The sequence below is a fragment of the Kitasatospora sp. RG8 genome (assembly GCF_017813315.1).
In the GTDB taxonomy this organism is placed as follows: domain Bacteria; phylum Actinomycetota; class Actinomycetes; order Streptomycetales; family Streptomycetaceae; genus Kitasatospora.
This window is the reverse complement of sequence record NZ_JAGIYX010000001.1, coordinates 320,661-338,880: the sequence shown is the minus strand read 5'-3', so window position 1 is coordinate 338,880 and position 18,220 is coordinate 320,661. Positions and strand designations below refer to the sequence as shown.

Below are 18,220 nucleotides of genomic sequence, written 5' to 3'. Positions count from 1 at the left end.
CCGCGGGCCGCTGGTGCCGCTGCCGGAGTGCTGCGCGAGCGCGTCGACGGTCACCGGGCGCCCGGGGAGTCGCCCGGCCGGCCGTTCGCCGGCGGTGTGGACGCCCGTGGCAACAGGTAGTTGGGGCCGTCGGTGTAGTGCTTGTTGATGTCGGCGGCGCCGGAGCGCTGCTTGGTCAGCAGGGTGCCGGCCGTGACCATCGCCTTGACCGGCAGTCGTTCGGCGTCGAGCAGGGCGGTGCGAAGGGGTTCGCCGGCCGGTCCGATCCGGTCGAGCGACTCGGCCAGCCGCCTGCGCAGCAGGGCCAGCAGGTCGTCGAGGCCGGCGCGGCCGTGGGCGGCGAGGCCGAACGCCAGGGCGCCGGTGCAGAGGTGGCCGGTGATGGTGGTGAACAGGTCGGTCAGCGGCCGGTCGTCGTCGCAGAGGATCCGGGCGTCGTCGAACTCCTCCCGTGCCGGGGCGAGTTCGCCCAGTGCCGCGGCGAGCCGGGCGGTGTGGACGCGCGGCCCGTCGTCGTCCTTGTAGAGCAGGCGCAGTCCGCCGTCCTCGTCCAGCACCAGCGAGGTGTTCTGCTGGTGGGACTCCAGCGCGATGCCGTAGCCGAAGAGGGTGGTCTGCCAGTCGAGCAGCAGCTCCAGCAGGGCGTCGAAGAGGGCGACGGGGTCGCCGCCGTGGAAGCGGTCGGCGAGGTGGTCGATCACCAGCCGCCCGCCGGGGGCCGGGGCGAGCAGGGCGGCCAGCGGCACGGTGACGGACCCGTCGAGCCCGCAGGGGTGGCGGCGCAGCAGAACGGCCAGCAGTTCGTGGCCGGCGTGTGCCCAGCTCTGTTCGTCGGCGTGCAGGATCCGGCCGGAGAAGCGCGGTTCGCGCTCCAGCACGGCTTCGATCAGCCGCTGGCCGGCGGCGCCGTCGCGCAGGGTGCCGGGTTTGATGGTGCGGCGGTTGAGCCGGCCCAGGGTGGCGGTGGCGAGCGGGAGTTTGAGGTGGTGCACGGGGTCCTCGGCGACGGCGACGGTCCGCATCGAGAGGGTGGGCAGCACGGTCAGGTACGGCCGGCCGGCGAGGACGGCCCGCCCCTCCAGGCCGCTCGCGCGCAGGGCCGCGGTGAGCGGTTCGCCGATGGTCAGCGGGTGGACCGGCAGGGTGGCCCAGGCGCCGTCGCCGCCCGGCAGGTCGAGGCCGAGCCAGCTCGGGGTGGGCCACCAGCTGGGCAGTGGCCGGTCGCCGTGCGTGCTGAGCCCGTCGGCCGGGACGGCGAGCCAGCGCAGTTCGAAGGCGGGGTGGAACTCGGGTGCGTAGGAGCGCAGTTGCGGTTCGGTGAGGCCGGAGCGGCCGCGTGCGGTGGGGTAGACCGGGTGGTCGAGGTGGGCGGCGAGGGTGTCGTGGCCGAGGGCGGCCGCCGGGCCCGTCCAGTACGCCGGGTCGGCGCCGTACAGGTCGGTGAGCGCGGTGTGCACCTCGTTCCGGACGCGTTCGTGCAGCTCCATGGTGGCGAGCGTCTGCCGGCACTCCTCGGCGAAGGCCGCCCAGCCGGGCCGGTCCGCGGGCTCGGCGCGGCCGGCCAGGGCGGCCACGGCCTGTTCCGCGCCGGTGAGCCCGCTGCCGTCGGCCTCCAGCAGCGGCAGCCTGGCCGCGTACTCGCTCTGGAAGCCGTCGGCGGTGACGGGCAACGCGATCCCCGCGTCGGCGAGGACGAGCCAGGGGCCGTCCGCGCGTTCCTCGACGGCGCCACGGGTGCGCAGCCCGAGGACGTCCTCGCGCACCAGGGCGGAGAGGACGCGCAGGGTCAGCGCGTCGGCGGGGGGCACGGGGGCGGCGCTCACGGCGTGATCTCCCAGCGGTTGGCCGCGACGAAGCGGGCGACGGCGGCGTCCACGGCGGCCTGCTCGGGCCCGACGGCCCAGATCACGCCCAGGTAGTCCCGGTTGGTGCGGTAGTGCTCGTGCCGTTCGCCGAGCGGGCGCAGCGGCCGGTAGGCGAGCCGGACGCCGTCGCGTTCCTCGTCGTACGGCCCGGGCGCGGCGGTGAGGGTGCCGGCCCGGTCGGCACAGACCGCCTCGTTGCGGGCGCGCAGCGGCGTGCCGGCGCACCGCTCGCCGAGGTCGGCGGGGAGTTCGCGGCCGAGGTGGACGGAGAGGATGTGCTCGAAGAGCGGAATGCCGAGGGCCTCGGCGAGCATCAGGTCGCACTGGTCGCCGATGGCGCGGTAGTTGACCTCGATGATCCGGGCCCGGCCGTCCGGCTGGACGACGAACTCGGTGTGGCAGGCGCCGAGACCGATGCCGATCGCGTCGAGCTGGGCGAGGACCTGCGCCACCACCGCGGGCGGGTGGGCGGGGACGAACTCCAGCATCTCCTCGATGAAGTGCGGCGGCGGGGAGAGCCTGGTGCGGAAGCCGCCGAGGACGTGGCGCCGCCGCCCGTCGCCGAGCGTCTCCAGGGTGCACAGCCGGCCGTCCAGGAACTCCTCGACGACCAGGGCGGCCCCGGGCCGGCGGTGCTGGATCTCCCTGCAGCGCCGCTCCAGTTCGGCCGCGTCGGCGACCAGCGAGACGTCCTCGCTGGCGACGCCCTCGCGCGGTTTCACGACGACCGGGAACGGCAGGTCCGACTCCCGCAGTGCGGAGGGGTCCTGGCCGGGAGCGAGCTCGGCCGAGCGGACGGCGTCGGCGCCCGCCGCGGCCAGGTGGCGGCGGAGTTCGCCCTTGTTCTTGGCCCGCAGGGTGGCCTTCCAGTCCTTGGCCGGCAGCCCGAAGTACTCGGCGGCCAGGGCGGTCTGGGTCTGCAGGTGGTCGCTGTTGCTGAAGAGCGCGAAGCCTGCGGATCGCGCAGCGGCCTGCGCCGTCGCGGCGTCGCGCTCCCGGTGCCGGGACACGACTCCGATCACCTCGCGGAAGTCGCGCACCTCGCACTCCACCACCCGGGGGGCGAAGTCCAGTCCGGCATAGGCGCGTCGGTGCGGTTCGGCGTGGTCGGTGAGCACGGTGACGTCGAGCCCGAGCCGGGCGGCGGCCGGCAGGAACCCCTGGGTGACCGAGTCGGTGGGGTTGAGGGCGAGCAGGTAGAGCCGCATGTCGGCGCTAGTCCTTACCGTGTGGTGGGGGAGTTCCGAGTGGGTGTGTGCGGGACGGGCCGGGACGGTCCCGCGCGCCCGCCCCGCCCGGGCGGCCGCTACTTGGGCGCGTCGACGCCGACGGCCTTGGCGATGTCGCCGAGCATGGCGTCGGCGGCCTGGACACCGATGCCGGACATCCAGGTCTCGTCGGCACCGTGGCCGCCGCCGGTGAGGGCGTCGAGCACGGTGGAGAGCGGGACGGCCCGGGGGCCGAGTGCGAGGCTCAGTGCGACGCAGCGCGGGAGCACGCCGACTCCGGCGGCCAGCAGAAGGGGCCGCCGCGCCACGGAGGGCGGGGGCGCCGCCGGGGCCGGGGCGGCCGACGGATCGGTTGTCAGCACGAGGCGAGATAGTAGGTTAGGCAACCCTAAATTTGTCAAGCCTTGACCTTTCTGTCCCGGCTCGGCCCGGACCGTCCCCACCTGGGCGTTGTCCGCGTCCGGGCCGACCGCGCCCGGGCGTCGCCCGCGTCCGGAGCGACTGCGCCCCGGGTGTCGCCCGCGTGCGAACCGGCGGTCGAGTGCCTATAAGGTGAGCCTCACCTAATTCGAGCTCGGGAGTACCGATGATCTCGGGAACCGCCACACCCATGCCCGCCGCACGCCGGGACGCCTCCCCCCTCCATGCGGACTACCGGCTGCTGCTGGAGCTCTGTCCCGTCCTCCGGCTCGCCCTGCTCGCGGACGGCGAGCCGTCCCCGTCGCCCGCCCAGGGCTGGTACTCCGCCGCCGAGTTGGCCGCCGACCCGGCGGCCCTGGAGGCGGCGCTGGCCGGCGAGGCCGCCCGGATCGCCCCGGTCGCCGACGAACACGGCACCGCCCCGCGCCCGCACGTCGCCGCCTCCCGGCTGCTGCACCACTACCTCTGGTCGGTGTCCGTCCTGATCGCCGGCCCCTGGCACCTCGCCCGCCGGGTCCCCGTGATCGATGCGGCGGACCTCTGGCTGCACGCCCCCACCGGCGACCTCGCGCTCCGCCCGCGCGCCCACGTGAGCCTCCCCGGCGACGACGAGCTCCGCGCCGAGCTGCGCGCCGCGGTCGTGACGCACGTCGAGCCGCTGCTCGCCGCGTTCGCCGGGCCCACCCGGCGCGGCACCCGGGCGCTCTGGGGCATGGTCACGGACGACCTGGCCTCCGCGATCTGGTACCTCGGCCGGATGCTCGACGAGCGCTCGGGCGGATCGTCGCAGCCCGCCGAGGCCGTCGACCCCGCCGGGTCCGCCGGGTCCGCCGGGGTGGCCGGGGCCGTCGCCGCCGCGGAGGCCGTTCTGCCCGGCGGGACCGAACCCCTCGTCGGCGCCGCCGCCTTCCGGACCCTGCTCGGCGCGGACGGCCGCAGCCACCCCACCCGGACCCGCCTCGGGTGCTGCCTCTACTACGCGATCCGCCCGGACTCCGCCTGCATCACCTGCCCCCGGACGCCCGACGACGAGCGCCTGAAACGGCTCTGACGCCCCATCGGGCGCCGGCTCGGGCGCCCACCGGTACGCTCGCCGCATGATCGACTCCACTACGCACGTCCGGGTCGCCCGCCCCTCCCGGGACCTCGCCGCCGCCGAACGCTTCTACGTCGACGGCCTCGGCCTCTCCGTTCTCTGGCGCACCGCCGAGCACGTCCCCGGCGAGCACGACCTCGTCATGGTCGGCATCCCCGGCGGCAGTTGGCACTTCGAGCTCACCCGCGACCCCGAGCGCCCCCTCGACCCGACCCCGACCGTCGACGACCTCTTCGTGCTCTACCTGGGCGCGCCCGTGGACGAGGCCCGGGTCGCCCGCCTGGAGGCTGCCGGTGGCACCCGCGTGGCCGCCCACAACCCGTACTGGGACGAGTTCGGCGTCACCGTCGCCGACCCGGACGGCTACCGCCTGGTGCTCTGCACCCGGACCTGGACCGCCTGACCGCCTGGCCGCCCGGCCGGGCCCACCGGCGGCCGGTCCCGGAACCGCCGCTGCCGTCCGAACGCCCGGGCCCTGCGGCCGTCCGGACACCCGGCCGCCGGGCCCTCGGCAGGAAACCGCGTGGACGAGCGGTATCGGGGCGTCGATAATCTCCGGGCCGAACGCGCTCAGCCACCCAGCACCGAGGAGAACCGACCGTGACAACCGCCCTGCGTGGCACAGCCGTCGACATTCCGACGGCGGACGGAACCGCCGACGCCTACCTGGCCCACCCGGACGACGGCCGCGCCCACCCGGCCGTCCTGCTGTACATGAACGCGTTCGGGCTCCGCCCGTTCCTGGAGTCGATGGCCGACCGGATCGCCGCCGAGGGCTACACCGTGCTGGTGCCCAACGTGTTCTACCGGCACGGCCGCGCGCCGCTCGTCGCGCTGCCCGAGCCGCCGGAGCCGATCGACCCGGCCGCCGACCCGACCCTGTTCGAGCGCCTCGGCCCGATCATGGCGTCGCACACCGCCGAGATGGCGGTCCGCGACGCCGGCGCGTACCTGGACTGGCTGGCCGAATCGCCGCTGACGTCCGACGGGCCGGTCGGCATCACCGGCTACTGCCTCGGCGCCCAGCTCGCGCTGCGCACCGCGGGCGCCTACCCCGACCGGGTCGCGGCGGCGGCCGGCTTCCACGGCGGCATGCTCGCCTCCGACGAGGAGGACAGTCCGCATCTCGTCGCCGGAAAGGTCACGGCGGAGCTGTACTTCGGGCACGCCGACCAGGACCCGTCGCTCCCCGCCGACCAGATCGACCGCCTGGCCAAGTCCCTGGCCGAGGCCGGCGTCCGCCACACCTGCGAGGTCTACGAGGGCGCGCCGCACGGCTTCACCCAGGCCGACACCGCCCCCTACCACCCGGAGGCGGCCGCCCGGCACTGGGACGCGCTGTTCGCCCTGCTGAAGCGCACGTTCTGACGTCGGGGGCGGCCGAGAAGCAGGAAGCCGTCCGGTACGGCGTCCCGTTCCTCGGCGGGGCGGCCGTGTCGGCGGCCCGTGCCAGACTGCCGCCATGTCCCTCGCCGACCTCAGTCCCCGAGCTCTTCCGCGGCCCGGACGGAGAGGGCCTGTTCCAGGACCTCTCCGTCCGCCCGGTGCTGGCACTCTGGCACTCTGGCGGTCGGCGGTCGGCGGTCGGCGGTCGGCGGTCGGCGGTCGGCGGTCGGCGGTCGGCGGTCGGCGGTCGGCGGTCCTCGGTCTGCGGGCGGCTCGGCACCGGGGCCCGACGTTCCGTCAGCCGGGGAGCGTCCGCCCATACGCGAGCAGCAGAAGCTCCTGGGCCGGCCGGGCCACCGTGCGGCCGCCGCCGTCACCGGCGTAGGACCAGTCGAGGTCGGTGGCGCGCAGCCCGGCACCGTCCAGCCGGGCGCCGAAGAACCGGAGGCTGCGAGGGGTGACGGCGTCCAGGAGGAGGCGCAGGCGGTCGGCGGGTACCCGGCGGTCCAGGCCGAGCGGGACGGTGATGTCCAGGCCGTGGACGACGTCGTGCCCGAGTGCGGCCGTGAACCCGCCGACCGGCGGCTTCCACGGGTGGTCGGCGTTCTCCCGCAGGGCGTCGGCGAGTTCGCGCGGTCCGAGGGCCGCGGCGTCACGCCGGGCGGTGCGGTCCGTCATCCGGTGCAGGTTGCCGCGTGCGCGGGCGAGTTCGAGCGCGGTGCGGGGCAGCGAGTGGCGGAACCCCGTGCTCATGTGTGCGGCCACCTCGCGCACGCGCCAGCCGGCACAGAGCGAAGGGGCGTCCCACTGGGCCTCGGTGAGGCCGTCGAGGAGGTCGGCCAGCTCGCGACGCTCTGCGGCGATGGCGGCCCGGACGGTCGATGCGGTGCTGCTTCCCATGATCGTCAGCCTGCCCGGGGCGGCGTCATAAGTCCAAGAGACAGTTGTTCTGATCACTAGAATCAGTGGTTATGGAGCTTCGCCAGTTGCAGTACCTGGCCGCCGTGGTCGAGGAGGCCAACTTCACCCGGGCCGCAGCGCGCCTGCACCTCGCCCAGCCGGGAGTGAGCGCCCAGATCCTCCAGCTGGAGCGCGAGTTGGGCCATCGGCTGCTCGACCGCTCGGGCCGGACGGTGGCCACGACCGAGCTCGGCGAGGCCGTCCTCCCGTACGTCCGGGCGGCCCTCGCGGCGGTCGAGGGAATCCGGCAGACCGCCGACGAGTACGCGGGACTGGTGCGCGGGCAGGTGGCGATCGGGCTGGTGTCGGGGGCGTCGACGGAGGAGTTCGCGGTCGCCGAACTGCTCGCGGGCTTCCACCGCGACCACCCCGGCGTCGAGATCTCGCTGAGCGAGTCCGGCTCCGAGCAGATGCTCGCCGCCCTGCGTCGCGGGGAGCTGGACATCGCGATCGTCGGGGTGGCGCAGCAGGAGCCCCCGCCGGGCATCGCCTTCCAGGTGGTGGTGGACACCCCGTTGGTGGCCGCCACCGCCGTCGGCGACCCCTTCCTCGCCACCGACCCCCTTCCGGTCGCCGCCCTGGCCGACCGCCCCCTGATCAGCCTGCCGCGCGGCACCGGTCTGCGCGCCACCCTCGAACACGCCTGCGCGCGGGCCGGTGTCCGGCCGCACATCGCCTTCGAGGCCTCCTCGCCGCCGCTGCTGGCCCAACTCGCCGCCCGGGGACTGGGCGTGGCCGTCCTTCCGGAGGTCCCCTCCGAGTACGCCGCCGTCCTCGGCCTCGGCACCCGGCGGCTCGCCGACCAGGAGGCCCGTGCCCGCATCGCCCTCGCCTGGCAGGCGGACGGCCCGCAGCGGCCGGCCGCGCGGGAACTGCTCGCCCGGCTGCGGAGCGCGTTCCCGGCGGTGCGGCCAGGCTGACCGCCCGCCGGCGCGGGCCCCGCCGTCCCGGGCCCCGCCGTCCCGGGCCCGGCCGTCCCGGGCCCCGTGCCTACGGCCTCGCCGCGGCCCATTCCTCCCGGAGCATGCCGAACAGGACCCGGTCGTAGCGGACTCCGCCCACCAGGGCGGCCGACCGGCGGCGGCCCTCCTCCCGGAAGCCGAGCCGGACGAAGGCCCGGGCGGCGCGCTCGTTGCCGCTCCAGGTGTCCAGCTCCAGCCGGTGCAGTCCGTACGCGCCGAACAGGTGGTCCACCAGCAGCCGCAGCGCCTCCGACCCGTGCCCCCGGCCCCAGAACTCCCGTTCGCCGATGGTGATCCCGAGCGTGGCGACCCCGAGGTACGGGTCGAGGTCGCGGTAGTCGGTGACGCCGATGACGCGCCCGGTCGCCGACTCCTCGACGGTGAGCACGGCCGCTTCCCGCGGGACCAGTCGCAGCATGGTGTCGAACGCGATCCCGACCGCCTCGGCCGTGACCGGCCCGAAGCACGGGTCCCCGGCGGAGGCCAGGCGGACCACCTCCGGGTCGTTGCGCCACCGGAGATGGTGCTCCGCGTCCTCGGCGCGCAGCGCGCGCAGTCTCACCCGCGTTCCTTCGATCATGATCAGATCATAGGGCGGGAGGTTCGCCGGCCGGCGGCCGGCGAACCTCCCGCGCGTCCGCCGCCCCGCCCGGGCCCGCCGCAACGCCCCCGCCCGGGCCCGGCCCCCGGGAGGCCGAGGCGCCGGACGGCCGCTCAGTCGTCCAACTCCCGCATGTCGCGCCGGATCGCGATCAGTGCGGAGACCTCCGCCAGCCAGCGCGCGAACAGGTGCTCGCGCGCCACGTCGGCGCCGCTCGCCGCGGCGGCCTGGAGCCAGTCGCGGACCAGCGCGCGACCGGTCAGCCCGATCACCGGCTCGGGCAGCGCGAGGGCGGCCGCGAAACCGCCGGCCCGGACGTGCCGGGCGAGGAAGCCCAGCGGGTACGGGCCGACGCCCGCCGCCTCGGCGCGGTGCACGGCGGCGATGGCGGCCTCGGTGAACAGGGCCTGGCGCGGGCCGCCGTCGAGCAGCAGGCCGCGGGTGATGGCGGCGGGCACGTCGAGGTCAGCCAGTTCGGCGTCCGGCCGGACGGTGGTCATTTCGGCAGCTCCAGGGCGGTCGACTTGTTCAGGGGGTGTTCACCGGGGGTCAGTCCGCCGAGCTGGCTGTTGACGAACTGGTCCTCGGTCACCCAGGAGGTGAAGCCCCAGGGGTTGTAGATCTGGAGCTTGTCGCCGTCCCGGCCGATGATCATCATCTGGTGGCCCTCGTCCTCGTTGCGGACGCTGATCGGGACGGGCAGGCCCTCGTCCACGGACTTCTCGATCCGGGCCAGTGCCGCCCGACGGTCCGCGTCGCTCTTCAGCTCCACGTGCTCGTAGTCGGCGCCGGTGGCCTTGCCGAGGTCCTTGTCGGCCAGGTAGGTCTGGGCCTTGGGGCCGAGACCGCTGTCCTCCTTGGGGTAGGTCTTCTGGCCGTCGGCCTTCTGGCCCGCGATGTACTCGTCCACGTAGGTCTTCTGCAGCCGCTGCTCGAAGTTCTGCGCGGAGTCCGCGCCGGGTTCGTCGGGCGTGCCGCCGGTGGTGAGCTGGTACATCAGCAGCGGGTCCAGCTTGGCCTGGGCGATCACGGTCGACGCGGCCACGCAGTCGTTGACGTTGCGCTGCGAGTAGACGCCGTAGCCGTCGATGTTGACCTGCTGGCCCTGGTAGGTGAGGTCGATGTTGTCCGAGGACTCGCGGTTGATGTCCGTGGTGCTGGTCGCGGGCACCAGGTGCTGGGCGAGCCAGGCCGGGTCGTCGCCGTGCGGGTGGATGCCGGCGTCGAACTTCTGGATGTCGGCCACCGAGTGGCCGGCCGCCAGCGCCTTCCAGAGGTAGGCGGCCTCCTCGGGGGACTTGGCGCCGGACAGCAGGGCGCGGAAGGCCGCCTGGTCGGCTCCGGTCATCACGCCGAGGGTCTGGGTGGCGCGGTCGAGCTGGCCCGGCGTCAGGATGTAGCCGTCGTCCTCGCCCGCGCCCGGGTTCTTCTCGGTGGCCAGCACCACGGCCGCCAGCGGGTCGAGCGATCCCTCGCCGGCGCGCGAGGCGCGGGCCTTGGAGGTCAGCTGGTTCAGCTTGCTCGCGGTGCTGGTGCCGGAGCTCTCGGCCCGGCGGGCGGCCGCCAGCCGGGCGCCGACGCCGGACAGCGCCGTGGCACGGGCGTCGGCGTCGAAGCCGCCGAGATCGTCCTTGACCCGGTCGCCGGCTTCCTTCAGCTGGCGGCAGCCGTCGGCGTCGGTCCGCTTCGCCCACTCCAGCTCGTTGGCCCAGGCGTCCAGCAGCCTGGCCGCCTCGGCCAGGGTCTCCTTGGAGGTGGTGGTCTCGGCCGACATCGCGTGGATCGCCTGGGTGGCGTGCTCGGCCACCGAACCCGTCCAGACCGCGGGGAGCTGGTTGGTGGCGATGCCCGCGAGGTCCTGCGAGGCCTGGCCGAAGGAGGAGGCCGCCTGCGCGTAGTCCTTCGCCCGCGCCCGTACGGCGCCCGGGTCGCCGACCGGCTCCGGCACGGCCAGCGCCTCGTTGATCCCCTGCAGCAGGTGCAGGTTGGCGAACATGAACTCCAGCTGCTCGATGCTGTGCTGGGCGTGTTCCAGATCCTTGACCTTGCTCACCGGCCACCTGCCGGCACCAGCGAGGCGGTGACGGCCTTCTCCGCGTTGCGGTAGTTCTGCGTCGTGGCCGACATCTTCTGCGACAGCTCGTCGAGGGCGCGCTGGGTGACGGTGATCTCCTTCGACCACGCGGTGTCGAAGGCGGCCCAGGCCTGGTCCATGCCGAACTCGCCGAACGCCGTCGACGCGTAGCAGACCGAGCCGGCGTAGGCGGCCTTGGCCGCCGCGATGTCGGTCGCCGTCTTGCCCAGCTGGTCGCCGACGCCGCTCAGGCCGGCCAGGCTGACGCCGTACCCGCCCGCCGCCCCCGCTCCGGGTGCCGTGTTTGTCCCGCCGCTCATGGTTCCCGTTCCCCCGTCCCCGGGACGTCTTCACGTCTGCCGGTGCGTCAGTCGGTCCGTCCGTCCGAATGGCTCGATGCCCGCGCCGTGTGGTGTGGCGCGGACATCGGTGGCAGAGCCTAACGTGTGGCAGGGGCGGGGGCGTTACGCCCGCGAGGGCTGCACGGGCTCCTCGTTCCCTTCACGCCGCCGACGCCCGGGCTCCGCTTTCTCCGGAGAATCCGCCCCAGTGCTTGGGGTGTTCTTGGGAATCGGTCCGGCGGCCCGTGCGCCGTCCGGAGCGCCCCCTGACGGGCTGTCCGACGCCGCTTCGCCCCGGCGGCGGTAGCGGCGGTCGGTCGCGGTGAACGCGGCGAGCAGCAGGGCGGCCGCCGCGGCGGCGACGGTGATCCGGAACGGCGCGGTGGGCCCGACGTGGTCGGCCGCCCAGCCGCCGAGGAACGTCCCCGCCGACTGGGCCAGGATGATCGCGCTGACCAGCGCCGCCATCGCCTCGCCCAGCCGGGCGGCGGGCACCGTCCGTTCCACGAGCCCGAACATGGTGATCATCTGCGGGGCGACCGCCACGCCGAGGCACCCGATCGCGGCGGCCAGGGCGGCCACGCCGCCGCCCGAGAAGAGCAGCAGGACGGACGCGGCGCAGAGCAGGACGGTCCCCGCCCGCAGGCGCAGCGGCAGCTCCCAGCGGGCGGGCAGGGCGGCGGTGGCGATCCCCGCGAAGGCGCTGGTGAAGCCCATGAACCCGTAGATCAGCCCCGCCGCGCCCGGCTGCCCGAGGGCGCCCGTGGTGGCCGTCACCCCGACCTGCACCGAGCCGAAGCAGGCGCCCAGCAGCGCCATCCCGGCCAGCACCAGGACGTACGGCGCGTTCAGCAGCCGCCCGGGGGCGCGCACCTGCGCGCCGCTGCCGGAGCCCGCGCGGGCGGCGGTCGGGTGCAGGGCGAAGAGGGTGGCGCAGACGCCGGTCAGTGCGGCCGCCGTCAGCAGGCCGGCCGCGGGGGAGACCAGCGTGGCGAGCAGGCCCACCAGTGCGGGGCCGGTGGTGAAGCTGACCTCGTCCACGATGCCGTCGAGCGAGAGCATCGAGGAGGTCAGCCCCGGGTCCCCGTCGGCCAACCGCACCCACCGGCTGCGCGAGAGCGGGCCCACCAGGGGGACGGAGAGGCCGATCAGCGCGGCCGGTGCGATCTGCCAGGCCGACGGGAGCCCGGCCTGGGAGGCGGCGACCAGGGCGAGGATCGCCACCGCGTTGACGGCCGCCGCGGCGAGCCCGACCGTCCGCTGCCCGCGCCGGTCCGCGAGCCGGCCGACCAGCGGACCGCCGACCGCCTGCCCGACGGCCAGCGCCCCGGCGACCACCGAGCCGCGCCAGACGCTGCCGGTGTTCCGGGTGACCAGCAGCAGCGTGCCGATCGGGCACATCGCGTTCGGCAGCCGGCCCAGCAGCGACCAGACCAGCACCCCACCACCCGTCAGCTGCGCCGCCGAACGGAACCTCGTGACCACGGACATCCTGCCGAACCCCCACACGGAGCCGGGGTGGGCGCCCGCCTCCCACCACCGGCCCGGCCTGGTGACTGCGGCCCGCGGGTGAGCTCCGACCGTACGGCCCGGACGATCCCCCGGGTAACCGTACGATCACCCAGCGCATTCGGGGCAAGGTGATCGACCGGCTTGGAGGACCGGCCAACGGGGCCGGTGGCCCGCCGCCGAAGGCTCGTCTCAACCGACGAGGTCCCTGCGGATCTGGTCCAGGACCAGGCCGGCCCCGGTGTAGCCGATGCCCAGCATCCAGAGGCCGTCGTCCACCGCGAAGACCCGCCCGCCGCGCACCGCGTCCAGGTTCCTCCAGAGCGGGCCCGCCATGATCTTCTTCTGGTCGGACCGGGCCGGGTCGCCGTAGACCGAGTAGAAGATGACGTCGGCGGCCGCCTGGTCGACCTGCTCCGGGCTGATCTCGATCGAGAAGCCGGCCTTGTCCTGGTTGGCGGGGCGGCCCAGGCCGAGGTCCTTGAAGACCGAGCCGGCGAAGGTGTCGTTCAGGTAGAGCCGGGTGGGCGCGCCCGCCAGGAAACGGGCCAGCTCCACCCGGGTGGCCGCCGCCTTCTGCGGCCCGCCGAGCGCGGCGACCAGCTCCGCGGCCCTGGCCCGGTACGCCGCCTCCGCCGCGGCGGCCTCGCCCTCGCGGCCGAGCGCCTCGGCGTGCAGCCGCACGTTCTCCTTCCAGGCCGGTCCGGTGGTCCTGGTCAGCACGGTCGGTGCGATCTTCGACAGCTCGTCGTACCGCTTGTCGTCCCGGACCTGGTTGCTCAGGATGAGGTCCGGCCTCAGCGCGGCCACGGCCTCCAGGTCGGGCTGGCCGATGGTGCCGACGGTCCTGGTCCCGGCCAGCCGCGCGGCCGGCAGGTACCCGGAGAGCGGCGCACCCTCGGCGACGACGGTGGCACCGACCGGGGTGACGCCGAGGGTGACGGCCGAGTCCAGGGCGTCGGTGTCCAGCACGACGACGCGGGCGGCGCGGCCGGGCACGGTGCTCTCGCCGCGCGCGTGCCGGACGGTGCGGGTGCCGCCGTCCGCGCTCCCCGGGCCGCCCGCGCGGGCGGGCCCGTCGGAGCCGTTCGATCCGCAGGCGGCGAGCGCGAGGCCGGAGGCGAGGGCGAGGAGGCTGCGGCGGCGGAGGCCGTGGCGGGCGGGCGCGGGGGCGGGGGCCGGGTCGGGTTCGGCGGGCAGGGCGGACGGCATCGGGGCGACTCCGTTGCGGAAGGCGGCGAGGCGCCCCGATCCCTGCCCGCCGGCGGCCGCGGCCACGCCTCGGGCGCGGGGGCGTACGGGAGTGGTGGCGGGGCGGGCGCGCGCGGCGGCCGCCGGGGGGTCAGCCCTCCGCCGCTTCCCCGTCCTCCCGCTGCTCCAGCCGTTGCCGCAGCAGCTCGTCGTACTCGGCGTGCACCCGCCGGTCCATCGCCAGCGCGAACTGGGCGTCCGTGACGGTCCGGGCGAGCGGGCGCACCCGCAGGATCTGCTCGGTCAGGCGGGTCGCCTCGCCGGGCGGCAGCGGGGCGTCGGCGGCGAGCGCGCCGAGGATCCGGTCGCGCACCAGTGCGGTGAAGATCTCCGCGATCGCGTCCACGTGCTCCTGGGTGCGCCGGCTGGCCTCCAGGACGACCGCGAGCGGCACGCCCTCGGCGACCAGTGCCGTGGTCGCGTCCATCAGCCGGCGGCTGACGTGGGTGATCCCGTCCTCGTCCGGCGTGACGTAGCCCTGGGCGATCGACTCGGCCGTGGTCTCCTCGGTGAGCTGGTCGCCGAAGGTGGCCCGCAGTTCGGCCCAGTCCACGTGGACCGGCGTCTCGTCGGACCACGGCGCGATGATCGCGGCCTCCAGTCCGATCAGCTCGGCGACGTCCCGGCCGCTCTCTCCGGCGCCGATCAGCTCGGCGATGCCGCCCAGCGTGTGGCCGCGCTCCAGCAGTTCGGCGATCACCCGGAGGCGGGCCAGGTGCGCCTCGCCGTACCAGGCGATCCGGCCCTCCTTGCGCGGCGGCTGGAGCAGCTTGCGCTCGCGGTAGAAACGCAGGGTGCGGGTGGTGATGCCGGCCGCCTCGGCCAGCTCCTCCACCCGGTACTCGCGCTTTCCGTCGCCCGCAGCTGCTCTGACCCTGTCCACGGCGCTCAGCATAGGACCGCCGATCGTGGAAGTGGGGCGGCCGGACTCCTTCCCTCCGCTGTCGGCACGGGCTAACCTGCCAATCGTGCCAGTGATTGCTGGCATGGTTATGGCGACGGTGTCACGGCACCATGAAGGCGGCACGTCGCAGCAAGTGCGCACCTCAGGCCCCCACCCTCAGGAGGACGCCGAATGGCATCCACGAGCAAGCGCCCCAGCCCCGGCGCGCCCGGCCGGGACTCCCGGGCCGAGGCCGCCCGGCCCGTCCCGCACGTCCGGGTGGCGGTCATCGGCTCCGGCTTCGGCGGCCTCGGCGCCGGCGTCCGGCTGCGCCGGGCCGGCATCACCGACTTCGTGATCCTGGAGCGCGCCGACTCGGTCGGCGGCACCTGGCGGGACAACAGCTACCCCGGCTGCGCCTGCGACGTCCCCTCCCACCTGTACTCCTTCTCCTTCGCGCCCAACCCCGACTGGCCGCGCAGCTTCTCCGGCCAGCCCGACATCCGCACCTACCTGGAGAAGGTCGCCGACGTCTTCGGCCTCCGTCCGCACCTGCGCTTCCACACCGAGGTCACCGAGGCGCGCTGGGAGGCGGAGCACACCCGCTGGCGGGTCACCACCACGGCCGGCGAGTGGACCGCCGACGCCGTGGTCTCCGCCGCCGGGCCGCTCGCCGACCCGCAGATCCCGGACCTGCCGGGCCTGGACGGCTTCCCCGGCAAGGTGTTCCACTCCTCCCGCTGGGACCACGACTACGACCTCGCCGGCCGGCGGATCGCCATGGTCGGCACCGGCGCCTCCGCCGCCCAGATCATCCCCGAGATCCAGCCGAAGGCCGGCCGGCTGACGGTGTTCCAGCGCACGCCGGCCTGGGTGCTGCCCCGCCGCGACCGCGAGATCACCGAGATCGAGAAGTGGCTGCACGGCCGGCTGCCCGTCACCGCCAAGCTCCGCCGCGGCGCCCTGTTCGCCCTCCGCGAGCTCCAGGTGGACGCCTTCGTCCGCCGCCCCGGCCTGCTGAAGGTGGTCCAGCAGCTCGCCGAACGGCACATCGCCCAGGGCGTCGCCGACCCGGCGCTGCGCGCCAAGCTCACCCCGGACTACCGGATCGGCTGCAAGCGCATCCTGCTCAGCAACACGTACTACCCGGCGCTCGCCGCCGCCAACACCGAAGTGGTGGCCTCCGGCCTGCGCGAGGTGCGCGGCTCCACCCTCGTCGCGGCCGACGGCAGCGAGCACGAGGTGGACGCGATCGTCTTCGGCACCGGCTTCCACGTCACCGACATGCCCATCGGCGCCCGGGTGTTCGGCGTCGACGGCACGAGCCTGGCGGAGCACTGGAAGGACGGCATGGAGGCGCTGCGCGGCTCCACCGTCCGCGGATTCCCCAACCTCTTCTTCGTCATCGGCCCCAACACCGGTCTCGGCAACAGCTCGATGATCCTGATGATCGAGTCCCAGCTGAACTACCTGGTCGACGCGCTCACCACGCTCGGCTCGATCGGCGCCACCGCGATGCAGCCCACCGAACGGGCCCAGCGGCACTGGAACCTCGAACTCCAGCACCGGATGGACCGCACCGTCTGGACCACCGGCGGCTGCCGTAGCTGGTACCTCGACCCGAGCGGGAAGAACACCGTGCTCTGGCCCGGATCGACCACCGCCTTCCGGCGCGCCACCCGCAAGGTCGACCTCGGCGAGTACGAGCTGATCATGCGCACCACTCCGGCGCCGCGCCCGGCCGAGACCGAGGAGGCCCTGGCGTGAGCCCCGCGATCCCCGCCGACCACGTACCGCCCACCCCCGTCGAGGAGTTGGACGTCCACTCGGCCGACGGCATCCGCCTGCACGTCGAGATCCACGGGCAGCCGGCCGCCCCGACCGTCCTGCTCGCCCACGGCTGGACCTGCTCGACGGCCTTCTGGGCACCGGTGATCCGACGGCTCGCCGACCGCTACCGGGTGGTGGCCTACGACCAGCGCGGCCACGGCCGCAGCGAGCTCCCGCCCAGCCGGCTGCGCTACTCCACCCGCGCGCTCGCCGAGGACCTCTCCGCGGTGCTCACCCGGACGGTCCCCGAGGGGGAGCGCGCCGTGCTCGTCGGCCACAGCATGGGCGGCATGACGATCATGGCCGCCGGCGGGCGTCCCGAGGTTGCCGGGCGGACCGCCGCCGCGGTGCTGGTCTCCACCGGCCCGTCCGACCTGGTCGCCGAACTGCGGGTGCTGCCCGACGCGGTCCGCGCGCCGCGGCTGCGCCGTCTCCTGCACCGCCGGCTGCTCCGCTCCCGCCTGCCGCTGGGACCGGTCGGACCGGTCAGCCGCGCCGCGCTCAAGTACGCGACGATGGGCCCGGGTTCGCCCGCCGACCAGGTCGAGGCGACGGCCCGGATCGTGCACGCCTGCCCGACCGCGGTCCGGGCCTCGTGGGCGGGCGTGCTGGACGTGCTCGACGTCCGGGCCGGGCTGGCGAGGCTCGCCGCGCCGACCGCCGTCGTGGTCGGCACCGACGACCGCATGACCCCGCCGGTGCACTCCCACCGGATGGTCGCCGCGCTGTCCGACCCGCAGGGCCTGCTCCTGCTGCCCGGCGTCGGCCACATGGCACCACTGGAGCGGCCCGTCGAGGTCGCCGCCGAGATCGACCGGATGGCCGCCGCCCACCTGGCGGCGACCCGACTCCCCAGCCAGCAGAGGAGCCTGACCGCATGAGTGCCGTTCCGCCGCTGTCCGCTCAGGTCGTCGTCGTCACGGGTGCCGCGCGCGGCGTCGGCGCCGCCCTCGCCCGCAAACTCACCGCCCAGGGTGCCAAGGTCGCGCTGCTCGGCCTGGAGCCGGCCGAGCTCAAGGCCGTCGCCGCGCTCTGCGGCCCGTCCGCCACCGCCTGGGAGGCCGACGTCACCGACCTCGAGGCGCTCACCGAGACCGCCCGGCTGATCAAGGAGCACTACGGCCGGATCGACGCCGTCGTCGCCAACGCGGGCATCGCGATCGGCGGCCCGCTGCTGGACAGCGACCACAAGGCGTTCAGCCGGGTGATCGAGGTCAACCTGCTCGGCAGCGTCGCCACCGCCCGCGCCTTCCTCCCGGCCCTCACCGAGAGCCGCGGCTACCTGCTCCAGATCGCCTCGCTGGCCGCGCTCACCCCCGCCCCGCTGATGAGCGCGTACTGCGCGAGCAAGTCCGGCGTCGAGGCCTTCGCGCACTCGATCCGCGCCGAGGTCGCCCATCAGGGCGTCAAGGTCGGTGTCGGCTACCTGAGCTGGACCGACACCGACATGGTGCGCGGCGCCGACCAGGACGCGGTGCTCAGGCAGATGCGTTCCCGGCTGCCCTGGCCCGCCAACAAGACCTACCCGCTCGGCCCGGCCGTGGACCGCCTGGTCGCCGGCATCGCCCGCCGCTCCGCCCACGTCTACGCCCAGGCCTGGCTGCGCGGCATGCAGCCGGTCCGGGCGATCCTGCCCCTGGTGATCGCCGCCGTCGGCTCCCGCGACGTCGCCAGGCTCGCCCCGCAGCTGGCCGCCACCGCCGCCACCCGCCTGCGCCCCGTCGGCGCCGGCGGAGCGGCCGACAGCGCCGCCCGCTCGGCGAAGCAGTGAGCGGCGGCTCCTGAACCGGGGCCGGGCGGCGGTCCCGTCGGC

Annotated in this window: 18 protein-coding genes; 7 read left to right on the top strand and 11 right to left on the bottom strand. The window is 75.0% G+C overall.

Features of this window, described 5'->3' with window-relative positions; all coding sequences use genetic code 11:
• Positions 1-50: 50 nt before the first annotated feature.
• The 3 genes from J5Y04_RS01490 to J5Y04_RS01480 all read right to left on the bottom strand — a co-directional run bounded on the left by J5Y04_RS01490 (position 51) and on the right by J5Y04_RS01480 (position 3,456).
• Entirely contained in the window at positions 51-1,823 is a 1,773-nt protein-coding gene (locus J5Y04_RS01490; RefSeq protein WP_307852872.1) for an IucA/IucC family protein, read from the bottom strand.
• Entirely contained in the window at positions 1,820-3,073 is a 1,254-nt protein-coding gene (locus J5Y04_RS01485; protein ID WP_209409251.1) for an acetyl-CoA carboxylase biotin carboxylase subunit family protein, read from the bottom strand. Before J5Y04_RS01485 ends, J5Y04_RS01490 begins: the two co-directional genes overlap by 4 nt.
• Before the next feature lie 98 nt (positions 3,074-3,171).
• Complete coding sequence (locus J5Y04_RS01480) at positions 3,172-3,456, bottom strand: hypothetical protein (protein ID WP_209410095.1); 285 nt, start codon at positions 3,454-3,456, stop codon at positions 3,172-3,174.
• A gap of 248 nt (positions 3,457-3,704) precedes the next feature.
• On the opposite strand from J5Y04_RS01480, the gene J5Y04_RS01475 reads away from it, so the two are divergent.
• From J5Y04_RS01475 to J5Y04_RS01465, 3 genes are all read left to right on the top strand, one after another.
• Positions 3,705-4,565: a (2Fe-2S)-binding protein gene (locus J5Y04_RS01475; protein WP_245203967.1), complete on the top strand. Its 861-nt coding sequence runs from the start codon at positions 3,705-3,707 to the stop codon at positions 4,563-4,565.
• A 46-nt stretch (positions 4,566-4,611) separates the two neighbouring features.
• Positions 4,612-5,013, top strand: coding sequence for a VOC family protein (locus J5Y04_RS01470; RefSeq protein ID WP_209409246.1), 402 nt, complete (start codon positions 4,612-4,614; stop codon positions 5,011-5,013).
• Between the two features lie 197 nt (positions 5,014-5,210).
• Positions 5,211-5,978 (top strand): dienelactone hydrolase family protein, encoded by a 768-nt coding sequence (locus J5Y04_RS01465; RefSeq protein ID WP_209409242.1) that lies wholly within the window; start codon positions 5,211-5,213, stop codon positions 5,976-5,978.
• Positions 5,979-6,293: 315 nt separating this feature from the next.
• Here the strand turns inward: J5Y04_RS01465 and J5Y04_RS01460 are convergent, their stop codons facing one another.
• On the bottom strand, positions 6,294-6,896 hold the full coding sequence (locus J5Y04_RS01460) for a maleylpyruvate isomerase family mycothiol-dependent enzyme (RefSeq protein WP_209409239.1): 603 nt from the start codon (positions 6,894-6,896) through the stop codon (positions 6,294-6,296).
• 71 nt (positions 6,897-6,967) lie between these two features.
• Between J5Y04_RS01460 and J5Y04_RS01455 the strand changes: the two genes are divergently transcribed.
• Positions 6,968-7,876: a LysR family transcriptional regulator gene (locus J5Y04_RS01455; RefSeq protein WP_209409237.1), complete on the top strand. Its 909-nt coding sequence runs from the start codon at positions 6,968-6,970 to the stop codon at positions 7,874-7,876.
• Between the two features lie 70 nt (positions 7,877-7,946).
• Here the strand turns inward: J5Y04_RS01455 and J5Y04_RS01450 are convergent, their stop codons facing one another.
• The 7 genes from J5Y04_RS01450 to J5Y04_RS01420 all read right to left on the bottom strand — a co-directional run bounded on the left by J5Y04_RS01450 (position 7,947) and on the right by J5Y04_RS01420 (position 14,589).
• Positions 7,947-8,498 carry a GNAT family N-acetyltransferase gene (locus tag J5Y04_RS01450; protein WP_209409234.1) on the bottom strand — a complete coding sequence of 184 codons (552 nt, stop codon included), beginning with the start codon at positions 8,496-8,498 and terminating at the stop codon, positions 7,947-7,949.
• A gap of 134 nt (positions 8,499-8,632) precedes the next feature.
• Positions 8,633-9,019, bottom strand: coding sequence for a hypothetical protein (locus tag J5Y04_RS01445; protein ID WP_209409232.1), 387 nt, complete (start codon positions 9,017-9,019; stop codon positions 8,633-8,635).
• Complete coding sequence (locus J5Y04_RS01440; RefSeq protein ID WP_209409229.1) at positions 9,016-10,572, bottom strand: WXG100 family type VII secretion target; 1,557 nt, start codon at positions 10,570-10,572, stop codon at positions 9,016-9,018. The genes J5Y04_RS01445 and J5Y04_RS01440 overlap by 4 nt, the downstream gene beginning before the upstream one ends.
• Positions 10,569-10,913 (bottom strand): type VII secretion target, encoded by a 345-nt coding sequence (locus J5Y04_RS01435; protein ID WP_148641807.1) that lies wholly within the window; start codon positions 10,911-10,913, stop codon positions 10,569-10,571. The genes J5Y04_RS01440 and J5Y04_RS01435 overlap by 4 nt, the downstream gene beginning before the upstream one ends.
• Positions 10,914-11,057: 144 nt before the next feature.
• Complete coding sequence (locus J5Y04_RS01430) at positions 11,058-12,425, bottom strand: MFS transporter (protein WP_209409227.1); 1,368 nt, start codon at positions 12,423-12,425, stop codon at positions 11,058-11,060.
• A gap of 210 nt (positions 12,426-12,635) precedes the next feature.
• Entirely contained in the window at positions 12,636-13,655 is a 1,020-nt protein-coding gene (locus J5Y04_RS01425; protein ID WP_209409219.1) for an ABC transporter substrate-binding protein, read from the bottom strand.
• Positions 13,656-13,785: 130 nt separating this feature from the next.
• Positions 13,786-14,589, bottom strand: coding sequence for a MerR family transcriptional regulator (locus J5Y04_RS01420; RefSeq protein WP_209409217.1), 804 nt, complete (start codon positions 14,587-14,589; stop codon positions 13,786-13,788).
• Between the two features lie 180 nt (positions 14,590-14,769).
• On the opposite strand from J5Y04_RS01420, the gene J5Y04_RS01415 reads away from it, so the two are divergent.
• From J5Y04_RS01415 to J5Y04_RS01405, 3 genes are read left to right on the top strand one after another with little or no spacing between them, the layout of a single operon-like run.
• Positions 14,770-16,344 (top strand): NAD(P)/FAD-dependent oxidoreductase, encoded by a 1,575-nt coding sequence (locus J5Y04_RS01415; protein ID WP_209409215.1) that lies wholly within the window; start codon positions 14,770-14,772, stop codon positions 16,342-16,344.
• Positions 16,341-17,288 (top strand): alpha/beta fold hydrolase, encoded by a 948-nt coding sequence (locus J5Y04_RS01410; RefSeq protein ID WP_209409213.1) that lies wholly within the window; start codon positions 16,341-16,343, stop codon positions 17,286-17,288. The genes J5Y04_RS01415 and J5Y04_RS01410 overlap by 4 nt, the downstream gene beginning before the upstream one ends.
• On the top strand, positions 17,285-18,178 hold the full coding sequence (locus J5Y04_RS01405; RefSeq protein ID WP_209409209.1) for an SDR family oxidoreductase: 894 nt from the start codon (positions 17,285-17,287) through the stop codon (positions 18,176-18,178). The genes J5Y04_RS01410 and J5Y04_RS01405 overlap by 4 nt, the downstream gene beginning before the upstream one ends.
• Positions 18,179-18,220: the final 42 nt, after the last annotated feature.